Below are 21777 nucleotides of genomic sequence, written 5' to 3'. Positions count from 1 at the left end.
AGGTTCCGGCCCATGACCATGCTCCCGATCGTCACGCATGCCTCGCCCGAAGGCGTTTTCGCCTGGGCGCACGGGCGATCCGTTACCGTAAGGCAGTTCCTGGCCGACGCCACACGCCTGGCGGACGCGTTGCCCGCGGGCGACCATGTCTTTAACGCCTGCACCGACCGCTACCGCTTCACCGTGGGGCTATGCGCCGCGCTGCTGGCCGGCAAGGCCACGCTGCTGCCGCCGTCGCAGACCCCGGAAATGGTGCGCCAGCTGGCCGCGTTCGCGCCGGACGCTTTCTGCCTGCATGACCAGCCGGGCGCGGAATTCGCGATGCCTGCGTGCCGCTATCCGGAGGGCGACGCGGCAGATGCAACCGCTGGTCCCGTCGACGTGCCGCGGATTGCTGCTGCGCAGGTCATGGCCTACGTCTTCACCTCCGGCTCGACCGGTACGCCAGTGCCGCACCGCAAGACCTGGGGCGCGATGGCGCTGTGCGCACGGGCCGCGGCGCAGCGGCTCGGCCTGCTCGATGGCCGGGCCTGGACGCTGGTCGGCACGGTGCCGCCGCAGCATATGTTCGGGCTGGAAGCCACCGTGATGCTGGCGCTGCAAGGCGGTGCCGCGCTGGCGTCGGCCACCGCGTTCTACCCCGCCGATGTGCGCGATACGCTGGCGTCGGTGCGGGGCCCGCGCGCGCTGGTCAGCTCGCCGGTGCATCTGCGCACGCTGGTGCAATCCGGCATGGCGATGCCCCCGGCCGACCTGCTGCTGTGCGCCACCGCCCCGCTCGGCCGCGAACTGGCCACCGAGACCGAATCTTTGTTCGATGCGCCGCTGTGCGAGATCTACGGCAGCACCGAAACTGGCCAGCTTGCCACGCGGCGCACCGCGCAGACCGATACCTGGACCCTGGTGCCGGGCGTCAGGCTGCAGGCGCGCGCGGCTGCCGATGGCGACACCGAGATGTGGGCCACAGGCGGCCATATCGAGCAGCCGGTGCCGCTGGGCGATGCCATCGAACCGCTGGATGACGAACACTTCCTGCTGCATGGCCGCAAGGCCGACTTGCTCAATATCGCCGGCAAGCGCAGCTCGCTGGCCTACCTGAACCACCAGCTCAACGCCATCGACGGCGTGCAGGACGCTGCCTTCTTCATGCCTGATGACGCTCACGAAGGCGACCTGCGCGGCCAAGTGGCGCGGCTCGCCGCGGTGGTGGTAGCGCCCGGCGTCGCGCCGGCGCAGATCCTCCGCGCGTTGCGCACGCGCATCGATCCCGCATTCCTGCCGCGGCCGCTGCTGTTTGCCGGCAGCCTGCCGCGCAATGCCGCCGGCAAGCTGCCGCGCGAAGCGCTGGCGGCGCTGGTGGCGCAGCTGACGCAAGCGCGCCATGGCGAGCGCGCAGCGCAGCCCACCTTTGTCATCGGCGACGACCATCCGGCCATTGCCGGCCACTTCCCCGGCAACCCGATCGTTCCCGGCGTGGTGTTGCTCGATCATGCGGTGCTTGCGCTGGGCTTGGCGCTGGGCCGCGCGCTGGTGCCGTCGCAGGCCGGCACCGTCAAGTTCCTGAGCCCGGTGCGGCCCGGCGAGCGTGTGGAGGTTATGCACCAGTTCTCTCATGACGACAGCCGCGACAGCATCCGCTTCACGCTGCGCAGCGCCGGGCGCGATGTGGCCAGCGGCACGCTGCAAGTGCGCCAGGCCAACGAGGAGGCATCATGCTGACCCGCCTGCTCAAGCGCCAGCCGCCGCTGGATACCGACTGGTCCCGCCAGCAAGAGCGCTGCAACATGCCGCTGCTGCGGATCATGACGTGGCTCTCGCTGAAGCTCGGCCGTCCCTTCGGACGCGTGCTGCTGCGGCTGATCGCGGCCTACTTCACGCTGTTCTCGCCGGCGGCGCGCCATGCGTCGCGCGCCTACCTGGACCGCGCGCTCGGGCGCGAGGCCAGCTGGATCGACGGCTACCGGCATGTGTTCGCGTTCGCGTCGACCATCCTCGACCGCATCTACCTGCTCAACGGCCGCTTCGACCTGTTCGATATCCGCCTGCACGGCGAGACGCTGCTGGAAGAGGCGATGGCGCGCGGGCGCGGCGCGATCCTGTTGGGCGCGCACCTGGGCAGCTTCGAGGTGGTGCGCGCGCTCGGGCGCCAGCATCCGGACATGAAGGTCGCGATCACCATGTACGAGGAGAACGCGCACAAGCTCAACGACGTGCTGCAGTCGATCAACCCCGCGATGCGCCAGGACGTGATCGCGCTGGGCCGCTTCGACACCATGCTGAGGGTGCGCGACTACCTCGACCGCGGCTACATGATCGGCATGCTGGCCGACCGTACGCTGTCGCAGCGCGCCACCGATCCGGTGCAGCAGTGCAGCTTCCTCGGCGCGCCGACCGGTTTCCCGACCGGACCGCTGCGCATGGCCGCGATGCTGCGCCGGCCGGTGTTCTTTATCACCGGCCTGTACCGCGGCGGCAATCGCTACGACGTCCATTTCGTGCCGCTGGCGGACTTCACCGAAACCGCGCGCGGCCAGCGCGAGGCGGCGGTGCAGTCGGCGCTGGCGGATTACGTGCGCCTGCTCGAAACGTTCTGCCGCAGCGCCCCGTACAACTGGTTCAACTTCTACGACTTCTGGCACGCGGGGCCGCCGCTCTCCGAGCAGCCGCCGCCGGGCAACGAGCCGTGACCCACTACTGATGTTCTCTTCGAGGCGCCCTTTCCGCTCCCTGCTGACCCTGCTGCTCGCCAGCGCCGCGCTGGCGCTGGCCGTCCCGTGCCGTGCCGCCGCCCCCGCCGCGCCCGCCGCCCCTGCCGCCCGCCAGGGCGCCGCGGCGTTCGGCGTCGACCAGCTCATGTCCACGCTGGCGCAGCGCAAATCCGGCCGCGTGCAGTTCACCGAAACCAAGTACCTGGCGATGCTCGGCAAGCCGGTGCAGTCGTCGGGCGAGCTGCTCTTCACCGCGCCCGACCGCCTGGAAAAGCGCACCGTCGCACCCAAGCCCGAGAACCTGGTGCTCGACGGCGACATGCTGACGGTCGAGCGCGACGGCAAGCGCTACACCATGCCGCTGCAGAACTACCCGGAGCTGGCTGCGTTTATCGAGAGCATCCGCGGCACGCTGGCGGGCAACCGCTACGCGCTCGAGCGTTATTACCGGCTCGGCCTCGAAGGCCGCGCCAGCCGCTGGACGCTGACGCTGACACCGGCCGATGCGCGCATGGCCGCGGTGGTCAGCCAGGTACGCATCGACGGCAGCCAGGAAGTGCTCGACCGTGTCGAGATCCGCCAGGCCGACGGCGACCGCTCCGTGATGAAGATCCGACCCGCCGGCAAGCCCGCGGGCCGCCCATGAGCCCCGCACCAACCGGACAGCCGCCAGGCGTGCGGCGCCGCTTCACTTTGCCGGGAGCGCGCGTAGCGCTTGCACTGTGGGTGCTTGCGCTGATCGCCTGCGCGGCCGTGATCAGCCGCACTGCCTTCACCGCCGACCTGTCCGCCTTCCTGCCGCGGCTGCCCAGCGCCGAACAACAACTGCTGGTGAACCAGCTGCGCGACGGGCTGGTGTCGCGCCTGGTGCTGGTCGGCATCGAAGGCGGCAACGCCGACGGCCGCGCCGCGATCTCGCGCGCGATGGCGGCAAAGCTGCGCGGCGACAAGCGATTCACCTCGATCCAGAACGGCGAGCCGCGCAACCAGGCGGCAGACCGGCAATACGTCTTCACCCACCGCTACCTGCTGAGCCCGACGGTCACGCCGGAGCGCTTCAGCGAGCACGGCCTGAAGGCCGCGGTGAACGAATCGTTCGGGCTGCTGGCCTCATCGGCCGGACTCTTCACCAAGGCGCTGCTGCCGCGCGACCCCACCGGCGAAGTGGCGGCGATGATGGCGCAGCTCGACGCCGGCCAACGCGTGCCGATGCACGCGGGCGCCTGGGCGTCGCGCGACGGCCAGCGTGCCGTGCTGCTGGCGCAGACCGCGGCAGCGGGCTCCGACACCGACGGCCAGGCGCAGGCCATCGATGCCATCCAGGCTGCCTTCGACCAGACCGCCGCGCCCGGCGCGTACAAGCTGGTGATGACGGGCCCCGGCGTGTTCTCGGTCAAGGCGCGCGACACCATCCGGCATGACGTCGAGCGGCTGTCGACCATCGGCCTGGCCATCATCGTCACGCTGCTGCTGGTGGTCTATCGCTCGGTGCCGCTGCTGGTGCTGGGGCTCGTGCCGGTGCTCAGCGGCGCGCTGGCGGGCATCGCCGCGGTCAGCCTCGGCTTTGGTGGCACCGTGCACGGCCTGACGCTGGGCTTCGGCACCACACTGATCGGCGAAGCCGTCGATTATTCGATCTACCTGTTCGTGCAGTCTGCGCAGTACTTGCATAACGGGCGACGCGACCAGCGTGCCTGGCTCGGCGGCTTCTGGCCCACAGTGCGACTGGGCGTGCTGACGTCGATCTGCGGCTTTGCCTCGCTGCTGCTGTCCGGCTTCCCCGGGCTGGCGCAGCTTGGCTTGTATTCGATTGCCGGGCTGGCGACCGCGGCGCTGGTAACGCGCTTCGTGCTGCCGCAGCTGATGCCGGCCACGCTGCACCTGCGCGACGTGACCCCGCTCGGACGCCGCCTGGCGTGGCTGGCCGTGCGCGCGCACCGGCTGCGCTGGCTGGTGGCGCTGCTGGTGGTGGCCGCCTGCGCGGTGCTGGCGACGCACTGGGGCACGCTGTGGGGCCGCGAGCTGCAGGCGCTGAGCCCGGTACCGGCGAGCGACCAGGCGCTGGATGCCTCGCTGCGCAACGACCTGGGCGCGCCGGATGTGCGCTACCTGGTGGTGCTGTCAGGCCGCGACCAGGAAGCGGTGCTGCAAGACGCCGAGCGCGTGGCGCGCGAGCTCGACCCGCTGGTGGCGCAGAACTTTATCGGCGGCTACGAGAACCCCGCCCGTTACCTGCCCAGTGCCGCAACGCAGCGCGCACGCCAGGCCAGCCTGCCAACGCCCGACGTACTGTCGCAGCGGCTGCAAGCGGCCATTGCCGCGCAACCGGTGCGCGCGTCGCTGTTCTCCCCGTTCCTGGAAGAAGCCGAAAAGGCCCGCACCGGCCCCCTGCTGCGGCGCGAGGACCTGCGCGGCACGTCGATGGCGCTGGCTGTCGATGCCCTGCTCACGCAACGCGATGGCCGCTGGAGCGCAACGCTGCCGCTGCGCGCGCCGGCCCGCGCGCAGGGCAAGCCCGACGACGGCGTCGACAGCGCCGCGGTACGCGCGGCCATTGCACGCGCGGGCGTGTCCGACACCCTCTTCGTCGACCTCAAGGGCGAGTCCGACCGGCTCTACACTGGCTATATGCGCGAAGCACTGCTGCTGTCGCTGGCGGGGCTGCTGGCGATCATCGCGCTGCTGGCACTGGCACTTCGCTCGCTGCAGCGCATGGTGGCCACGGTACTGCCGCTGGCCGCCGCCGCCCTGGTGGTGCTCGGCCTGCTCGCAGCGCTGGGGCAGCCGCTGACGCTGCTGCACCTGGTCGGCTTGCTGCTGCTGGTCGCCGTGGGTTCCAATTACGCGCTATTCTTCAACGGCCCGGCAGCGGCAGACTCAGGCCGGCAGGTGGCGGCCACCTCACCGCACACGCTGGTGTCGCTGTTGCTGGCCAACCTGACCACGGTTGCCGCCTTCGGCCTGCTCGCACTGTCCAGCCTGCCGCTGCTGAAGGCGTTCGGCCTGACCGTTGGCCCGGGTGCGGTGCTGGCCCTGTGTTTTTCGGCCATCCTGGCGCGCACCGCCGCGCCCATCGACAAGGACAGTGCCGGGAGTATGAAATGAAGCCGTTTTCCGCACCTGGCGTGGTGTTGCACGACGCCCCCCACAGCCGCCCCTGGCGGCCCAGCCCGCTGTTGTGCGGCACCGCCGCCGTCCATGCCGGCGCCATCGGCGCCATGCTGGCGCATCCGCCCGGCACGGGCGTGGCGCTGGCGGGCATTGCCGCCACGCATGCGGCGATGTGCTTCGCCGGGCTGTGGCCGCGCAGCAACTGGCTCGGACCCAACCTGCTGCGGCTGCCGGAGTCGGCGCAGGATTGCGTCGCGCTGACCTTCGACGACGGCCCCAACCCCGCGCTGACGCCGCGCGTGCTCGACATGCTCGACCAGCACAACGCGCGCGCGACCTTCTTCTGCATCGGGGAGCGCGCCGCGGCGCATCCGGAACTGGTGCGCGAGATCATCCGGCGCGGGCATGCGGTGGAGAACCACAGCATGCACCACCGCCTGCATTTCTCCACCTTCGGACCGGGGCGCATGCTGCGCGATATCCGCGCTGCGCAGCAGGTGCTGGCAGATCTCACCGGACAGGCACCGCGCTTCTTCCGCGCACCGGCGGGGCTGCGCAACCCCTTCCTGGAGCCGGTGCTGTGCCGGCTCGGCCTGCACCTGGCCGCATGGACGCGGCGAGGCTTCGATACCCGCTCCGGCGACAACGCGACGCGCGTCGCGCAGCGGCTGACGCGCCGGCTGGCCGGGCGCGACATCCTGCTGCTGCACGACGGCAATCCCGGCTTCGATCCGGCCGGACATCCGCACTGCACCACGGTGCTGCCAGGCCTGCTCGCCGCCATCGAGCAGGCCGGCCTGCGCTGCGTCACGCTGCGTGCGGCGGTGCCGCCGGCCTGAGTGTCCGGCGGCTTGTTACAATTGGCGGATCCCCGCAGAGATTCCTGCCGATCCTTTCCTCCAAAGCCGTGTCCCCGCTACTTTTTTCGCATTTCACGGCCACCAGCTGCCTGGGCAGCGGCGTTGACGCCACCCTGGATGCGCTGCGCGCCCAGCGCGGCGGCCTGACACCCTGCCGCTTCGGCGACGTCCGGCTCGATACCTTCGTCGGCGAAGTGCAAGGCCTCGATACCGTGGCCTTGCCGCCGGCGTTGTCCAGGTTCGACAGCCGCAACAACCGACTGGCGCAACTGGCGCTGGAGCAGGACGGCTTTGCCGCCCGCGTGCGCGAGGCCGCGGCGCGTTATGGTGCAGACCGGATCGGCGTCTTTCTCGGCACCAGCACCGCCGGCGTGCTGCAGACTGAACTGGCCTACCGCCAGCGCGATCCCGCCACCGGCGCGCTGCCGCCCGGCTTCCACTACGGCGGCACCCACAACCCGTATTCGCTGCCCGCCTTCCTGCGTGAATACCTGGGCCTGGCCGGCCCGGCCGCGGCGGTGTCGTCGGCCTGCTCGTCCGGTGCCAAGGTGTTCAGCTCGGCGCGCCGCATGCTGGAAGCGGGGCTGATCGACGCGGCCGTGGTCGGCGGCGTCGATACGCTGTGCCATACCACGCTGTACGGCTTCAATTCGCTGGAGCTGCTGTCCGACCAGCCCTGCCGGCCATACGATGTGGCGCGCAACGGCATATCGATCGGCGAAGGCGCGGCCTTCGGCCTGCTCGAACGCACGGCGGGCGAGACCGGCGGCGATGCCATCCTGCTGGTGGGCATCGGCGAATCGAGCGATGCGCATCACATGTCGACCCCCCATCCGGAAGGGTTGGGCGCGCGGCTGGCGATGGAACAGGCGCTGGCCAGCGCAGCGCTCGCGCCGGCACAGGTGGACTACGTCAACCTGCACGGCACCGCCACGCGCAGCAACGACGCAGCCGAGGCGCCCGCGATGGCCGCGGTGCTGCCCGGCACGCCGTGCAGCTCCACCAAGGGCGCCACCGGTCATGCGCTGGGCGCGGCCGGCGCGCTCGAAGCGGTCATCTGCGCGCTGGCCCTGCGCCACGGACTGCTGCCCGGCGGCATCAATACCACGCAGCCGGATCCGGCGCTAGACGTCAACTACGTGCTTGGCAACCGCGAGGTGCCGCTGCGCTATGCGATGAGCAATGCGTTCGGCTTCGGCGGATCCAACTGCAGCCTGCTGTTCGCCCGCGCGGACGCCGTTTCTCACTGAGCCCGCGCCATGCCGCAGCACGTGTATATCGAAAGCATCGGCCTGCTGGGCCCGGGCCTCAATGACTGGGCGCAGGCCCGCGCAGTGCTGGCCGGCCGCGTGCCGTACGCGCACGCGCCGACCGACCTCCCTCCTCCCGCCGGCCTGCCCGCTGCCGAACGCCGCCGCACCGGCCCCACCGTGCGCCTGGCGCTCGGCGTGGGCCAGCAGGCGGTGGCCGCCAGCGGCTGCGATGCCGCGCAACTGCCGGCGATCTTCGCCTCGTCCAGCGCCGACGGCTTCAACTTCCACGCGATCTGCGAAGCGCTGGCCGAGCCCGATCCGTTGATGTCGCCCACGCGCTTCCACAACTCCGTGCACAACGCCACCGCGGGCTACTGGTCGATTGCCTCCGGCGCCATGCGCACCTCCAACGTGCTGTGCGCGATGGATGGCAGCCTGGGCGCGGGCCTGCTGGAATGCGTGCTGCAGGCATCGGCCGATGCCGAGTCCTGCCTGCTGATCGCGTACGACACCGGCTATCCGGAGCCGCTGCACAGCTTCCGGCCGATCCCCGATCCCTTCGGCGTGGCGCTGGTGGTCACGCCGCAGCCGACGTCGCGCTCGGTGGCGCGCATCGGCGTGGCGCTGACGCACGCCCCCGCCACCGTGATGCCGGAGGCGGCGCTGGAAACGCTGCGCACGTCAGCGCCGGCCGCGCGCGTGCTGCCGCTGCTGGCGGCGATCGCGCGGGGCGAGACGGGATCCGTGGTGCTCGACTATCTCGACGGCCTGCGCATTGAAGCCGAGGTGGCCGAGGTGGCCGAGGTGGCTGGCATCGGCGGCAACGCCAGGGCCTGACGCCGTGACGCTGCCGCCTGTCGTGCTGGACCGCGACTGGATTGCCGCACGCATTCCGCACCAGGGCGCGATGTGCCTGCTCGATGGCGTACTGGGCTGGGATGAAAGCGCAATCCGCTGTGTCAGCGGTACGCATGCGCGCGCGGATAATCCGCTGCGTGCGCAGGGGCGGCTGGCGGCGCTGTGCGGGATCGAATACGCCGCACAGGCGATGGCCGTGCACGGTGCCTTGCTTGCGCAGGGATCGCAGACGCAGCGCCCACGCTCAGGCTACCTCGCCTCGGTGCGCAAGCTCGAACTGCAGGTGGCGCGGCTCGACGATATCGACGCGCCGCTGGAAATCGACGCGCAGCGCATCAGCGGCGAAGGCGCCAGCGTGCTGTACGCCTTCACGATCAGCGCCGCGGGCCGGCCGCTGCTGTCAGGCCGGGCGGCGGTGATCCTCGATGCCGCCCTGCCTGACAGCCACGCCGGCTGAAGCGCTTCAGCGCGCCGGCAGGATCTTGCCCGACACCGAACCGAAGCCCACGCGATAGCCTTCGCCCTGGCAGTAGCCGGTCATGGTCACTTCGTCGCCATCCTCCAGGAAGGCGCGGCGCCTGCCGTCGGCCAGCGTCACCGGCTCGGCGCCGTTACGGGTCAGCTCCAGCAGGCTGCCGTAGGAATCCGGCGTGGTGCCGCTGATCGTGCCCGAGCCCATCAGGTCGCCCACGCGCACATTGCAGCCCGACACCGTGTGGTGCGCCAGCTGCTGCGCCATGGTCCAGTACATCGCCTTGAAATTGGTGCGGCAGATGGTGCTGGGCGCCGGCGCCCCCTGCGGCTGCAGCGCGACTTCCAGCGCGATGTCATAGGCGTTCTGGCCCTGCTGCTGCAGGTACGGCAGCGGCTGCGGCGACTGCTCGGGGTTGTCGCGGCGGAACGGCTCGAGCGCTTCCATCGTCACCACCCACGGCGAGATGGAGGTGCCGAAGCCCTTGCTGTTGAACGGCCCCAGCGGCACGTATTCCCACTGCTGGATATCGCGCGCGCTCCAGTCGTTGAGCAGCACCATGCCGAACATATGCGCCGGCGCATCGGCCGTGCTGATGGGCTCGCCCAGCGACGATTCCTTGCCGACGATAAAGCCCATCTCCAGTTCGAAATCCAGCTTGCGGCAGGCGCTGAACACCGGGCGCGCCTCGTTCGGCAGCTTGATCTGGCCGTTGGGGCGATGCAGCGGCGTGCCGCTCACCACCACCGAGCTGGCGCGGCCGTTGTAGCCGATGGGGATTTCCAGCCAGTTCGGCAGCAGCGCGTTGTCCGGGTCGCGGAACATGCGGCCGACGTTGGTGGCGTGTTCCTTCGACGAATAGAAATCGGTGTAGCCGGGGATCTCCACCGGCAGGTGCAGCGCGGCGGCGGACATCGGCACAAGTGCCTTGTCCCGCAGTGCGGCGTTGTCGCGCAGCGCGGCGTCTTCCCCGGACAGCAATGCGGTCAGGCGCTTGCGGGTCTCGGTCCACACCGGCTTGCCGAGAGCGATGAAGCGGTTCAGGCTGGCCGCGGCGAACGTGCCCTTGGCGGCGGGCGGCAGCAGGCCGGCTTCATCGAGTGCGGCGAGGTCCAGCACCTGGTCACCGATGGCGACGCCGACGCGGGGCGACTGGCCTTTGGTGGAGAACACGCCGTAGGGCAGGTTCTGCAGCGGGAAATGGGTCTGGCCGTCGTTGGCGGAGGCGATCCAGCTGGTTTGGGGGGCGGTCATTGGGTAACTCCGTGATTTTGGTTGGCACATCTCGCGTGCCGTGACTGGTTCAACGCACGTTCGGGTTGAAATGCTTCTTCAGGCCCTGCCAGCAGGTGTAGTACTCCTGCTGCAGCGAAGCCGACTGCGCCGCGTACGGCGTCGGGCGGATCACGCCCGGGGTCTCGAACATAAAGGCCATGGTGTTGTCGATGCGGTGCGGCGTCGAGGTATCGGCGGCGCTCGCCTTCTCAAAGGTTTCCGCATCCGGGCCGTGGCCGCTCATGCAGTTGTGCAGGCTGGCGCCGCCCGGGGCGAAGCCTTCGGCCTTGGCATCGTAGACGCCGGTGATCAGGCCCATGAATTCGCTGGCGATATTGCGGTGGAACCAGGGCGGGCGGAACGAGTCCTGCATCGCCAGCCAGCGCGGCCCGAAGATGACGAAGTCGATGGTGTCCACGCCCGGCGTGTCCGAGGGCGACTGCAGCACCAGGAAGATCGACGGGTCGGGGTGGTCGAAGCTGATCGAGCCGATGGTGTTGAAGTTGCGCAGGTCGTACTTGTACGGCGCGTAGTTGCCGTGCCAGGCCACCACGTCCAGCGGCGAGTGGCCGATGTCGGCGCGCCACAGGTTGCCCTGGAACTTGGCCACCAGCTCGAAATCGCCTTCACGGTCTTCGTAGCTCGCCACCGGCGACAGGAAGTCGCGCGGGTTGGCCAGGCCGTTGGAGCCGATCACGCCCAGGTCGGGCAGCTTGAACAGCGCGCCGTAGTTCTCGCAGATATAGCCGCGCGCCTCGCCATCCGGCAGTTCCACGCGGAAACGCACACCACGCGGGATCACCACGATTTCCTGCGGCTCCACTTCCAGGCGGCCCAGCTCGGTCACTATCAGCAGGCGGCCCTGCTGGGGCACGATCAGCATCTCGCCGTCGGCGTTGTAGAAAAAGCGGTCCTGCATCGACTGGTTGGCCAGGTACAGGTGGATGCCGCAACCGGTCATCGCTTCCGGGCCGCCGTTGCCGGCCATGGTGACGATGCCGTCGATAAAGTCGGTCGGCACCGACGGCATTGCCGGCGGGCTCCAGCGCATCTGGTTGGGCGACGGCGGCACCTGGTCGAAGCGGCTCAGGAAACGCGACTGCTCGATCTGCGTGAACGGCTTGTGCATCGCCGCCGGGCGGATGCGGTACAGCCACGAGCGGCGGTTGTGCGCGCGCGGCGCGGTGAAGGCCGTGCCGGACAGTTGCTCGGCGTACAGTCCATACGGCGCGCGCTGCGGCGAGTTCTGGCCCACGGGCAGCGCACCGGGCAGCGCCTCGGTGGCGAATTCATTGGCGAAGCCGGACATATAGCCGTGCTCGGCGAGCTGGGTATGCGTGAGGTTCATGGTGTCGTCAGCGGGTCGGGTGTCGGGTGGTTCGGAGGTGCAGATTCACTAGTGAGCCAGGCTGTCCGGCGGCCGGCACAGCGCGCGCAGCAGCGCGGCATGCACGGCGTCGGCATCAAAAGCACGCCAGCGGGCGCAGACATGCTGGTCCGGGCGGATCAGGTAGCAGGTGCCGGCGCGGCCGTCATAGCGGCGCGCGAGCAGGCCTTCACTGTCGGTGACGCGGCGCACGCCCTGTGGCGCGGCGGCTTGCTGGCCGTGCGCCAGCACTAGCACGATGCGCAGGGGAACGGCACCCGTTGCCAGCTTGCGCTGCACGTCAGACGGGATGGCGCTGCCATCGCCGAATACCATCAGCGTGAAATCGCCGTCCAGTTCGCCCAGCAGCCAGGCGGGCTGCGCAGGGTCGTGGTGCAGCAGCGGCGCGTCGACGCACGCCGCGCCGGGCACCATCGCGCCGGTGAACTCGTCGGCATCAGGCGTATTGAGCGGTGAATCGGCCCGCACGGCAGGCAGCGACAACCGGCCGCTGTTCACAAGCTGGCGCGCAAAGGCATGGCGCCGCGCCAGGCGCAGTACTGCATCGCGGAAGGTGCGGCTGACCGTGCTCTTGGGCGTGATGAAATCGGTGGAATGCGTGGAATGGCGGATGTTTTCATCCGCGGCGGCCTCGCGTTCGCTGGCATAGCTGTCGAGCAGCGCATCGCCCGCCTGGCCGGCCAGCACCAGCGCAAGCTTCCACGCTAGGTTCTCGGCATCCTGCACGCCGCTGTTGGCGCCGCGCGCGCCGAACGGCGAAACGCGGTGCGCGGCGTCGCCGGCGAACAGCACGCGGCCATGGCGGAACGCATCCATGCGCTGGCAGCAGAAGGTGTAGACGCTGACCCATTCCAGCGTGAAATCGACGTCGTCGCCGAGCATGGCGCGGATGCGCGGCACCACGCGCTCAGGTTGCTTTTCTTTCTCCGGATCGGCGTCCCAGCCGAGCTGGAAATCGATGCGCCAGACATCGTCCGGCTGGCGGTGCAGCAACGCGGACTGGTTGCGGTTGAACGGCGGATCGAACCAGAACCAGCGCTCGGCCGGGAACGGCGCGGCCATCTTCACATCGGCAATCAGGAAACGGTCGCGAAACACGCGGCCCTTGCTTTCCAGCCCCAGGCACTGGCGCACGCCACTGTGCGCGCCGTCGGCAGCCACCACGTAGCGTGCATGCAGCTGGTAGTCGCCATCGGGAGTCGATACGGTCAGCGCCACCGCTTCGGGACCGGGCGCGACAGCGGTAACGCGGTGCCGCCAGCGCAGCTCGATGCCAGGCAGTTCCATCGCGCGATCGACCAGGAAGCCTTCCAGGTAGTACTGCTGCAGGTTGACGAAGGCCGGGCGGCGATGGCCCGTTTCGGGCAGCAGGTCGAAGCTGTACACCTGCGCCTCGCCGAAGAAGACCCTGCCGACATGCCAGCTGACGCCCTTCTGTGCCACCCGTTCGCCGCAGCCGAGGCGGTCCAGGATATCCAGCGTGCGCTTGGCAAAGCAGATCGCGCGCGAGCCGGTGGCCAGCGTGCAGTCGTCGTCCAGTACCACCACGCCGACGCCGCGCTGGGCCAGGTCGATGGCCGTGGCCAGCCCTACCGGGCCGGCACCGACCACGGCGACCGGATGCACAACAGCAGCGCCGCCAGCCAGCGAAGCGCGTTGTTCGGCGCCGGGCTGGTACGCGAAGGTGCGGTGCTGATAGTTGGTGGTCACGGCGTCTCCATATGGCGCTGCGCTGGCGCCCTGATCGTGCTGTACTTGCGCCGTCCGCGAGAATTACGGAATGCGTAATGCATTTACCATATCGTAATCTCGCCGATGAGACGTGTCAAACGGCAGCGTGCACGGATGCGCCGTGCGTCGCTTTCACTGCTGTTGTAGGTCGGAAACGGAGAAGCGGGGGAAAGAGCGAAGGCGAAAAGAGGCACGGATCGACTGGGAAAATCCAGGCACCCGATCAGGAAGGGGAGCGACGAGGAAGCCGACGAGAAAACGCCGGCAAAGACATAAAACGCCGCACGAGCCATGCCAGCGTGCGGCGCCATTGTCGTCGGTTGCCGGGAAGCGGCTCTCCGGACGACAGCAACCGGCGCGGTGCGGAACGCCCCGCGCCGGTTGTCAGGTGGTGGTCTGGACGCCGGCTGCCGGTACCGGCCCGTGGGGACGTGGCCGGCCAGGCAGCGGTCTCTCTCAGACCGGCTTGTGGCCCTCGCCGGTACCGGGGCCGAAGCCGCCCCCGGAAGCCGGGGCCGCGGCCGGCGCCGGGGCAGTGCCGCCGGCAGCCGGCTGGCCGGCCATCGACGCCGCCGTGACGCCACCATTGCGGCTGGCAATAAATGCGTTCACGTCGGCGGCAAGATGCTGCGGGGCAAGTACGACTTCCAGGCCCAGCGCCTCGCAGGCGGCAAGGAATGTCGACATGCGGGGATCGGCCTGACCCGATTCCGCCCGCAGGTAGGCCTCCCGGGAAATGCCCGCTTTGCGGGCGACGTCCTCTTGCTTGAGCTTGCGCGCGCGACGCAACGCCCGCAGTTGCCGGAACGGTTCGCTAGCGCCTCTTGGCACGGCTGTACTGTTCATGTCGGTCTCCAGTCACCAGTGAAAAAAAGTGCGCGGACGTGCATTCGAGTATAGAGCACGCAAAGCGTTCCGTATGTAACCGCCGAAACACTTTGTGCAGATTTCTTCCAAGTCCGCCATCCGCTCCGGACACCGGCCGGCAACCCGGCATCGAAGGAGCGAATTGTGCACAACATCGTCGCTCCGCCCCACTAACGGGGCCACGCAATTTGCGTTGACGTCACATGCATATCCAAATGCCTTTATGGCCGCTCGGACACAACTGTGCAAGTCGGGGCAACTACCATGCAGCCGGTTTACGGTTTGACAAACCGACCGGTCGTGCTATTCTCAACCCCATGCAAAAAGGACAGCTCACCCGCAACGCCATCATCGAACAGGCGCTCGATACCGCAGCCAAGGTCGGCTTCGAACAGTTGTCTCTGGCCTCACTGGCCGCGGACACCAATATGTCGAAGAGTGGCCTGTATGCGCACTTCAAGTCCAAGGAGGTGCTGCAGCAAGCAGTGCTGGACTTGGCGGTGGAACGCTTCGGCGATATCGTGATCCGGCCGGCCATGCGCCAGCCGCGCGGCATGCCACGGCTGCAGGCGCTGTTCGAAGGCTACCTGGAGTGGCTCGGCGGCACGGTCACCAAAGGGCGTTGCCTGTTCACGGCGCTGGGCCAGGAGTACCGCGACCGGCCCGGCTCGATCCGCGACATGGTGGTGCAGTCGCTCAAGGACTGGCACAGCACCGTGGCCCGCGTCGTCGGTGATGCCATCGATGAAGGCCATTTCGCGCCGGACACGGATCCCCGGCAGTTCGCCTTCGAGCTGTCCGGCATCGGCATGGCCTTCCAGCAGTCGTTCAAGTTGCTGGGCCGGCAGGACGCCGAACTGATGGCGCGGCGCGCCTTTGCGGCGCTGGTGGCACGAGCCGCCGCGGGCGCGACGCAGCACTGAAACGAATGCATTGGGCGCCGGCTCCTATCCCGCCGGCGGGCAGCAGCCTTCCGGCTTGCTTTTTTTGCACTGAAAAAAGCACGAGTGGTCGGTCTTAAAAAACAGCGCGGGACGCCCTCCGGCCAGGCCGGATCCGATGATGCCGTGCAATCCAGAATCCATTGGAGGTGCAGGTCGTGACGCACGCAGTATCTTCCCCTTCCCCGGCTTCTTCGTCCCCCGCTTCGTCCCAGACCGCTGCCGCGCCCGTTGCCAGGCGCGCCGGAACCGCACTGACGCCGGCCAGCCCGATGCAGCGCGCAATGCTCGGCTGGCGGCGTCTGCGCTGGCAGGCGGGCAGCCTGATTTCGCCCGCCGCAACTGCCCGGGCGCTGGAACGCCTGTGGTTCGCCCCCCCCGCGCGGCGCGGCCACGCCGGCGGCACGGCGGCTGCTGGACAGCGCACGTGCCGACTGGGCGCTGGTCACCGGTCATGGCCCCAGCCGGCGCGTGCGCGTCTACCGCTGGGGCACGACCGGCCCGGCGGTGCTGCTCGCGCACGGCTGGGGTGGCCATGCCGGGCAATGGCATGCGGTGGTCGAAGGCCTGGTCGACGCCGGCATGCGGGTGGTGGCCTTCGATGCACTGTCGCACGGGGCTTCGGATGCGGGCGTACGTGGCGCGGCGCAAACCTCGGTGCTTGAAATGTCGCGCTCGCTGCTGGCCGCGGCCTGGCATGCCGGGCCGGTCCACGCCGTGGTGGCGCACTCGCTTGGCGGTGCGGCCACCGCGCTGGCGCTGCGCGAAGGGCTGCCGGCGCACGCCGCGGTGCTGGTCGGCTCGCCCGCCGACATGCGGGCGGCGTGCGCGTCGCTGGCCTGGCAGCTCGGCATCACCCCCGGCGTGCTGGCCCGCATGCAGCGCCAGAGCGAACGCTGGCTGGGCATGCCGTGGTCCGCCTTCAACGTGCCCGACGTCGGCCGCACCCGGCCGGTACCGCCGACGCTCGTCATCCATGACCGCGACGACAAGGAAGTGCGCTGGGAAGACGGTGCCGCGATCGCCGGCGCCTGGCCGGGCGCGCAACTGGTGACGACGACTGGCCTCGGCCATCGCCGCATCCTGCAAGACCCCGGCGTGATCCGCCGCATCGCCGGTTTCATCCGGCCCGACGCGGCACCCGTGCGCGCGCCGATCCCGACCGCGCCTACCGGCGTGGCCGTGGACTGAACCTGGAGATCAACATGTTCCTGGTAAGCAACGATATGACCGCCACCCTGCCCGCACGCAGCTCGCTGCGTCTGGTGGCGGACGCCGGCGAGCACGTCGCGGTACGGTGTACCGAAGGCGAGCTGTGGCTGATCCGCGATGGCGATCCGAAGGATACGGCGCTGACGGCGAGCGAGGGCTTTACGTTGTCGGATGCCGGACACGTCGAGCTGTACGCGATCACCGCGGCGACGCTGAGCGTAACGCGATGCAAGGCCGCCGGCAGCGCCTTGGCGGGTTGGCGCCAGTGGCTGCGGCGCCTGCTGTGGCCGGGTGCCGGGCGCTATCCGCGCCTGGGCCAGTGACGCCCATGACCGCTCCATTACCGCTCCATTATCGCTCCATTACCGCTCCATTACCGCTCCATTACCGCTCCATTACCGCTCCATTACCGCTCCATTACCGCTCCATTACCGCTCCATTACGGCGCTGTCGCCGGGCGGCGGCAGCGCCGCCTTGGTGGACGGTTTTCTGTTGAGGCGGTTAATTGCAGAATTTGAGGAAGGGAAACAGGGCTCATGCCCTGACCTTCTTACACCGCGCCCGCCCGCACCATTTCCCGCAGCCTGAATTTCTGGATCTTGCCTGACGGCGTCGCCGGCAATACGTCCCGGACTACCAGCTTCTCGGGGATGTACTGCAGCGCCACCTTTTGCGCCCTCAGCCATTCCACCATCCCGGCCAGGTCCAGCCCCTGCCCTGCCCTCGGCACGACAAAGGCGCAGGCGCGCTCGCCCAGCCGGTCGTCGGGATAGGCCACGATGGCCACCTGCGACACCGCGGGATGGCGATAGAGCAAGGTTTCGATCTCCACCACCGGGATGTTCTCGCCGCCACGGATGATCACGTCCTTGCTGCGTCCGGCGATGCGCACGTACCCCCCGGCATCCAGCCGCGCAAGATCGCCGGTGTCGAACCAGCCCTCGGCATCGGTGTCGTTGAGATGCGGGCGCTTCAGGTAGCCGCCGAAGTTGGAACAGGCGCGCACCAGCAGGCGGCCGGTTTCTCCCGCCGGTACGTCCGCGTCGGCGCCATCCACCACGCGCACCTCTACCCCAGGCAGCGGGCAGCCGTCGCTGGTCGAGGCGCGCTCGTCGCTGTCATCCGGCAGCGTGGTAGTGACCGCACCGTTCTCCGTCATGCCCCATGCCGACACGATCTTCGCGCTAAGCGCGTCGCGCCCGCGCTCGACCAGTGCGCCGGGAATCGGCGCGCCCGCGCACAAGAAGATGCGCAGGCTCGGCACCGGGGTGCCGGATTCCGCCACCACGCGCGCAAGGTCGGTCAGGAACGGGGTCGAGCCCATGGTGAACGTCACGCCCTCGGCGCGGATCAGCTCGGCGGCGCGTGCGGGATCCCAGAGGTCCTGCAACACCGCATGCGCGCCCAGCACCACCGGCATCAGCAGGCCGTACATAAAGCCGGTCTGGTGCGCCATCGGCGAAGCCATCAGCACCACATCGTCGCCGGCGAGCCGCAAGCGCTCGGCGTAGGCGACGATATTGGCGAACAGCGTGTTGGCGGTATGCATCACGCCCTTGGGCTCGCCAGTGGTGCCCGAGGTGTAGATCAGTTGCGTGACGTCGTCCGGGCCGGGGCGGCTGCGCAGCAGGATGGTTTCGGCATCGGCCTCGTCTTCCCACGCGGGACCGCTCAGCAGCGCGTCGAAACTGTTCGCGCCATCGCCGCCGGCGACGACCACGTGGCGCAACGCCGGCAACGCTTCCCGCAGTCCCTGCAGCATCTGCGCATGGCCGAAGCCGCGGAACACCCGCGGCACCACCATTACCTTGCTTTGCGCATGCGCCAGCATGAACGACAGCTCGCGCTCGCGGAAAATCGGCATCACCGGGTTGAGCACCGCGCCGAGCCGGGCGCAGGCGAGGTAGAGCACCGTCAGGTGCCACCCGTTTGGCAACTGGCAGGAAACCACATCCTGCGCACCGACGCCCAGCCGGTCCAGGCCGACTGCAACGCGATCCGCCATCCGTGCCAGCTCGCGCCAGGTGAAGCGTGTCACGCTGCCGCTATCGATGCTCACCGCCGTCAGCGCGGGCGCGTCGGGCCGGTCGCGCACACAGGCGGCCAGGTAGTCGTTGACGGTGCGGTCATGCCAGTGCCCGGCGGCGATGCTGGCGGCACGGCGCGGCGCGATCAGTACGGCGTCGAAATCCATGGCTGGTCTCCTCGATATGGTTGGGCGCTCGTGGCGCTGCTTCAGGCCGGTACCGCTTCGCGTCCCGCGCGCGTGCGGGCGATGATGGTCTTCATGATCTGGGCCGTGCCGTCACCGATCTGGAAACCCAGCACATCGCGCAGCCGCTGCTCCATCACGCCGCGGTCATAACCGCCGTGGCCGAACGACAGCAGGCACTGGTGCACCACGTCATACGCCAGCCTGGGCGCCCACCACTTGCACATCGCCGCCTCGGCGGTATGCGGCAGGCCACGGTCCTTGAGCCACAGCGTCTGCAGGCACAGCAGGCGCGCGCCCTGCACCTGCGTCTCGAAATCGGCGAGCGGATGCGACACGCCCTGGAAGGCCGACAGTGGTTTGCCGAAGGCCTGGCGCTCGGCGACGTAGGCCCAGGTCTCGTCGAGCGCGGCCTGCGCCACCGCCAGCACCTGCAGCCCGATCAGCGCGCGCGAGAAATCGAAGCCTTGCATCACCTGCACGAACCCCTCCCCCTCCTTGCCGAGCAGGTGGCTGGCCGGCACGCGCACGTTCTCGAAGAAGATCGAACCGCGTCCGATGGCGCGCTGGCCGTGGCAGTCGAAACGGTTGCGCGTGATGCCTGGGAGGTCCATCGGCACCAGCAGGGCCGAGACCCCGCGCGCACCGGACTCGACCGTACCGCTGCGGGCAAAGACCACCGCGGCATCGGCCTGGTCGGCAGCGGAGATCGAGGTCTTCTCGCCGTTGAGCACATAGACGTCACCATCGCGCTCCATGCGCAGGCGCAGGCTGGCGGCGTCGGAGCCGCCGCGCGGCTCGGTCAGCGCGATTGCCAGCAGCGCCTCGCCGCGCGTCAGGCGCTGCAGCCACGGCCCGGCGATTTCCGGCTGCGCATGGTGCGCCAGGATCTGGCCGTTCAGCGAAGCCAGCAGGTTGATGTATGACAGGCTCAGGTCGGCGCGCGCCACGGCTTCATGGATCACGCCAGCCGCCAGCGAGCCCATGCCCTGCCCGCCATGCTGTTCCGGCAATTCGGGCGCGATAAAGCCCATCTCGCCCATTTCGCGCATCAGCGCACGGTCCAGCACGCGAGTGCGGTCGCGCTCCAGGTAGCCGGGCGCCACGCGCGCATCGGCAAAGCGGCGCGCGTGCTCGGCCAGCGCCGTCAGGTCTTCGTCAAGATAGGGATTCATGGTGGTCTCCGCTCGTTCGGACGGCACGGCTTACTTCGCGTACTTGCGGAACTCGGGCTTGCGCTTTTCCTGGAAGGCGCGCACGCCCTCGCGCGATTCCTCGGTGTCGTAATAGAGTTTGAGCGCGTACATGCCCATGCCGGCGATGCCGCTCTGGTGCGCGGTATCCATATTGAAGGAGCGCTTGGCGATGGCGATCGCGGTGGGACTCTTTTCCATGATCTCGTCGCACCACTTCTGCACCTCGGCATCGAGCTGCTCGTGCGGCACCACCGCATTGACCAGCCCCATCGCCAGCGCTTCCGCGGCCGGATAGCGGCGGCACAGGTACCAGATCTCGCGCGCCTTCTTCTCGCCCACCACACGCGCCAGGAAGGCGGTGCCGTAGCCCGGGTCGACCGAACCGACCTTGGGCCCGACCTGTCCGAACACGGCCTTCTCCGACGCGATGGTGAAATCGCAGATCGTGCACAGCACGTTGCCGCCGCCGATGGCATAGCCCTGCACGCGTGCGATCACCGGCTTGGGCACGTCGCGGATGGCGTTGTGCAGTTCTTCCATCGGCAAGCCGATGGTGCCGCGGCCGTCGTACTGGCCCTCGTGCGCGGACTGGTCGCCGCCGGTGCAGAAGGCCTTGTCGCCGGCACCGGCCAGTACGATGGCGCCGATCTCGCGGTCATAGCCGGCGCGGTTGATCGCGTGGATCAGTTCGTCGCAGGTGCGGCCGCGGAAGGCGTTCATCTTTTCCGGGCGGTTGATGATGATCCAGGCGGCGCCGTTGCGCACTTCGTACAGGATGTCTTCGTATTGCATGGTGGTCTCCGTGATCGGGGTGGTGTGGCGGGTTCAGCCGTTCATGGTCAGGCCGCCCGACACGCTCAGCACCTGGCCGGTGATAAAGGCGGCGTCGTCGCTGGCAAAGAACAGCACCGCGCCTGGCAGGTCGTCGGGCTGGCCGATGCGGCCCAGCGGGATCGAGCGGGTAAAGGCTTCCACCAGCTTCTCGGGGTTGCCCGCGCCCTGCTTGTAGTCTTCGAACAGCGCGGTCTCGGTCGGTCCGGGGCACACCACGTTGACAGTGATGCCGTGGCGCGCATGCTCGCGCGCGATGGTCTTGGAGAACGACACCAGCCCGCCCTTGCACGCGGCGTAGACCGCTTCGCCGGACGAGCCCACGCGCGCGGCATCGGAGGCGATATTGACGATGCGCCCGCCCTTGCGCTCGACCATGCCGGGCAGCACCGCGTGGTGCATGTGCAGCGCGCCGGTCAGGTTGATGGCGATCAGCCGATCCCATTGCGCGGGCTCGGTCTTGATGAACGGCTTGAACACATCCCAGCCGGCGTTGTTGACCAGCACGTCCACCGGACCCAGCTCCCGCTCCACCGCTGCAACCGCGGCATCGACGCTGGCGCGGTCGGTGATATCGCAACGCATTGCCAGCGCACGGCCGCCGGCTTCGCGGATCTGCGCGGCCACGCGTTCGCCCGCTTCCGGGTTCAGGTCGAGCACACCGACCGCCGCTCCGGCCCGCGCAAAGCGCAAACACGTTGCGCTGCCGATGCCGCCACCACCACCGGTCACGATGACCGCCTTGCCTTCGAGTCCTTGCACAGCGTTCTCCTTTGAGGGTTCCGGTGCTATCGTGCCGGCGATGCCGCCGACACCTGCGCCGCTATTTAGGTAAATATGTTGACCTATAATAGAAGGCAGCC

The 21777-nt window shown here is 69.0% G+C and carries 18 protein-coding genes and 1 pseudogene; 11 read left to right on the top strand and 8 right to left on the bottom strand.

The features are described 5' to 3' along the window. Nucleotides 1-12 precede the first annotated feature (12 nt). The 8 genes from AB1I47_RS10410 to AB1I47_RS10375 all read left to right on the top strand — a co-directional run bounded on the left by AB1I47_RS10410 (nt 13) and on the right by AB1I47_RS10375 (nt 9247). Entirely contained in the window at nt 13-1719 is a 1707-nt protein-coding gene (locus tag AB1I47_RS10410; protein WP_354683669.1) for an AMP-binding protein, read from the top strand. Then, nucleotides 1713-2687 (top strand): LpxL/LpxP family acyltransferase, encoded by a 975-nt coding sequence (locus AB1I47_RS10405; RefSeq protein ID WP_354683668.1) that lies wholly within the window; start codon nt 1713-1715, stop codon nt 2685-2687. The genes AB1I47_RS10410 and AB1I47_RS10405 overlap by 7 nt, the downstream gene beginning before the upstream one ends. A 10-nt stretch (nt 2688-2697) precedes the next feature. Next, complete coding sequence (locus AB1I47_RS10400) at nt 2698-3354, top strand: LolA-related protein (RefSeq protein ID WP_354683667.1); 657 nt, start codon at nt 2698-2700, stop codon at nt 3352-3354. After that, on the top strand, nt 3351-5813 hold the full coding sequence (locus AB1I47_RS10395) for an MMPL family transporter (RefSeq protein WP_354683666.1): 2463 nt from the start codon (nt 3351-3353) through the stop codon (nt 5811-5813). Before AB1I47_RS10400 ends, AB1I47_RS10395 begins: the two co-directional genes overlap by 4 nt. Further along, complete coding sequence (locus tag AB1I47_RS10390; RefSeq protein ID WP_354683665.1) at nt 5810-6658, top strand: polysaccharide deacetylase family protein; 849 nt, start codon at nt 5810-5812, stop codon at nt 6656-6658. Before AB1I47_RS10395 ends, AB1I47_RS10390 begins: the two co-directional genes overlap by 4 nt. 68 nt (nt 6659-6726) lie before the next feature. Next, on the top strand, nt 6727-7929 hold the full coding sequence (locus AB1I47_RS10385) for a beta-ketoacyl-[acyl-carrier-protein] synthase family protein (protein ID WP_354683664.1): 1203 nt from the start codon (nt 6727-6729) through the stop codon (nt 7927-7929). Between the two features lie 9 nt (nt 7930-7938). Further along, a complete protein-coding gene (locus AB1I47_RS10380; RefSeq protein ID WP_354683663.1) occupies nt 7939-8769 on the top strand; it encodes a beta-ketoacyl synthase chain length factor in 831 nt (276 codons plus the stop codon). Between the two features lie 10 nt (nt 8770-8779). Further along, entirely contained in the window at nt 8780-9247 is a 468-nt protein-coding gene (locus AB1I47_RS10375; RefSeq protein WP_354683690.1) for a hotdog family protein, read from the top strand. A 6-nt stretch (nt 9248-9253) separates the two neighbouring features. Here AB1I47_RS10375 and fahA read toward each other — a convergent pair whose 3' ends face one another. The 4 genes from fahA to AB1I47_RS10355 form a co-directional block, all read right to left on the bottom strand. Continuing rightward, nucleotides 9254-10516: a fumarylacetoacetase gene (gene fahA, locus AB1I47_RS10370; RefSeq protein WP_354683662.1), complete on the bottom strand. Its 1263-nt coding sequence runs from the start codon at nt 10514-10516 to the stop codon at nt 9254-9256. Between the two features lie 49 nt (nt 10517-10565). Further along, nucleotides 10566-11885, bottom strand: a complete 1320-nt coding sequence (gene hmgA / locus AB1I47_RS10365; protein WP_354683661.1) for a homogentisate 1,2-dioxygenase — start codon at nt 11883-11885, stop codon at nt 10566-10568. A gap of 48 nt (nt 11886-11933) precedes the next feature. Beyond that, the gene (locus AB1I47_RS10360) at nt 11934-13634 is read right to left on the bottom strand and encodes an FAD-dependent oxidoreductase (protein ID WP_354683660.1); all 1701 of its coding nucleotides are present in this window, start codon (nt 13632-13634) and stop codon (nt 11934-11936) included. Nucleotides 13635-14111: 477 nt separating this feature from the next. Then, nucleotides 14112-14501 (bottom strand): helix-turn-helix domain-containing protein, encoded by a 390-nt coding sequence (locus AB1I47_RS10355; protein ID WP_354683659.1) that lies wholly within the window; start codon nt 14499-14501, stop codon nt 14112-14114. 338 nt (nt 14502-14839) lie between these two features. On the opposite strand from AB1I47_RS10355, the gene AB1I47_RS10350 reads away from it, so the two are divergent. The 3 genes and pseudogenes from AB1I47_RS10350 to AB1I47_RS10340 all read left to right on the top strand — a co-directional run bounded on the left by AB1I47_RS10350 (nt 14840) and on the right by AB1I47_RS10340 (nt 16998). Beyond that, complete coding sequence (locus AB1I47_RS10350; protein WP_354683658.1) at nt 14840-15445, top strand: TetR/AcrR family transcriptional regulator; 606 nt, start codon at nt 14840-14842, stop codon at nt 15443-15445. A gap of 176 nt (nt 15446-15621) precedes the next feature. Further along, nucleotides 15622-16654, top strand: a pseudogene (locus AB1I47_RS10345) (alpha/beta fold hydrolase). A 14-nt stretch (nt 16655-16668) separates the two neighbouring features. Then, the gene (locus tag AB1I47_RS10340; protein ID WP_354683657.1) at nt 16669-16998 is read left to right on the top strand and encodes a DUF2917 domain-containing protein; all 330 of its coding nucleotides are present in this window, start codon (nt 16669-16671) and stop codon (nt 16996-16998) included. A 227-nt stretch (nt 16999-17225) separates the two neighbouring features. On the opposite strand, the gene aliA is transcribed toward AB1I47_RS10340, so the two are convergent. Genes aliA through badH form a run of 4 tightly spaced genes read right to left on the bottom strand, consistent with a single transcriptional unit; the run spans nt 17226 to nt 21676 of the window. Then, a complete protein-coding gene (gene aliA / locus AB1I47_RS10335; protein WP_354683656.1) occupies nt 17226-18869 on the bottom strand; it encodes a cyclohexanecarboxylate-CoA ligase in 1644 nt (547 codons plus the stop codon). A 41-nt stretch (nt 18870-18910) separates the two neighbouring features. Continuing rightward, a complete protein-coding gene (gene aliB / locus AB1I47_RS10330; protein WP_354683655.1) occupies nt 18911-20062 on the bottom strand; it encodes a cyclohexanecarboxyl-CoA dehydrogenase in 1152 nt (383 codons plus the stop codon). A 30-nt stretch (nt 20063-20092) separates the two neighbouring features. Continuing rightward, nucleotides 20093-20875 carry a 2-ketocyclohexanecarboxyl-CoA hydrolase gene (gene badI / locus AB1I47_RS10325; protein WP_354683654.1) on the bottom strand — a complete coding sequence of 261 codons (783 nt, stop codon included), beginning with the start codon at nt 20873-20875 and terminating at the stop codon, nt 20093-20095. A 33-nt stretch (nt 20876-20908) separates the two neighbouring features. Continuing rightward, nucleotides 20909-21676, bottom strand: coding sequence for a 2-hydroxycyclohexanecarboxyl-CoA dehydrogenase (gene badH / locus AB1I47_RS10320; RefSeq protein ID WP_354683653.1), 768 nt, complete (start codon nt 21674-21676; stop codon nt 20909-20911). Between the last annotated feature and the right edge of the window lie 101 nt (nt 21677-21777).

The sequence above is a fragment of the Cupriavidus necator genome, from assembly GCF_040578825.1.
GTDB classification, from domain to species: domain Bacteria; phylum Pseudomonadota; class Gammaproteobacteria; order Burkholderiales; family Burkholderiaceae; genus Cupriavidus; species Cupriavidus necator_E.
Note: the sequence above shows the minus strand (reverse complement) of the source record. Positions and strands in the feature narration are given on the sequence as shown.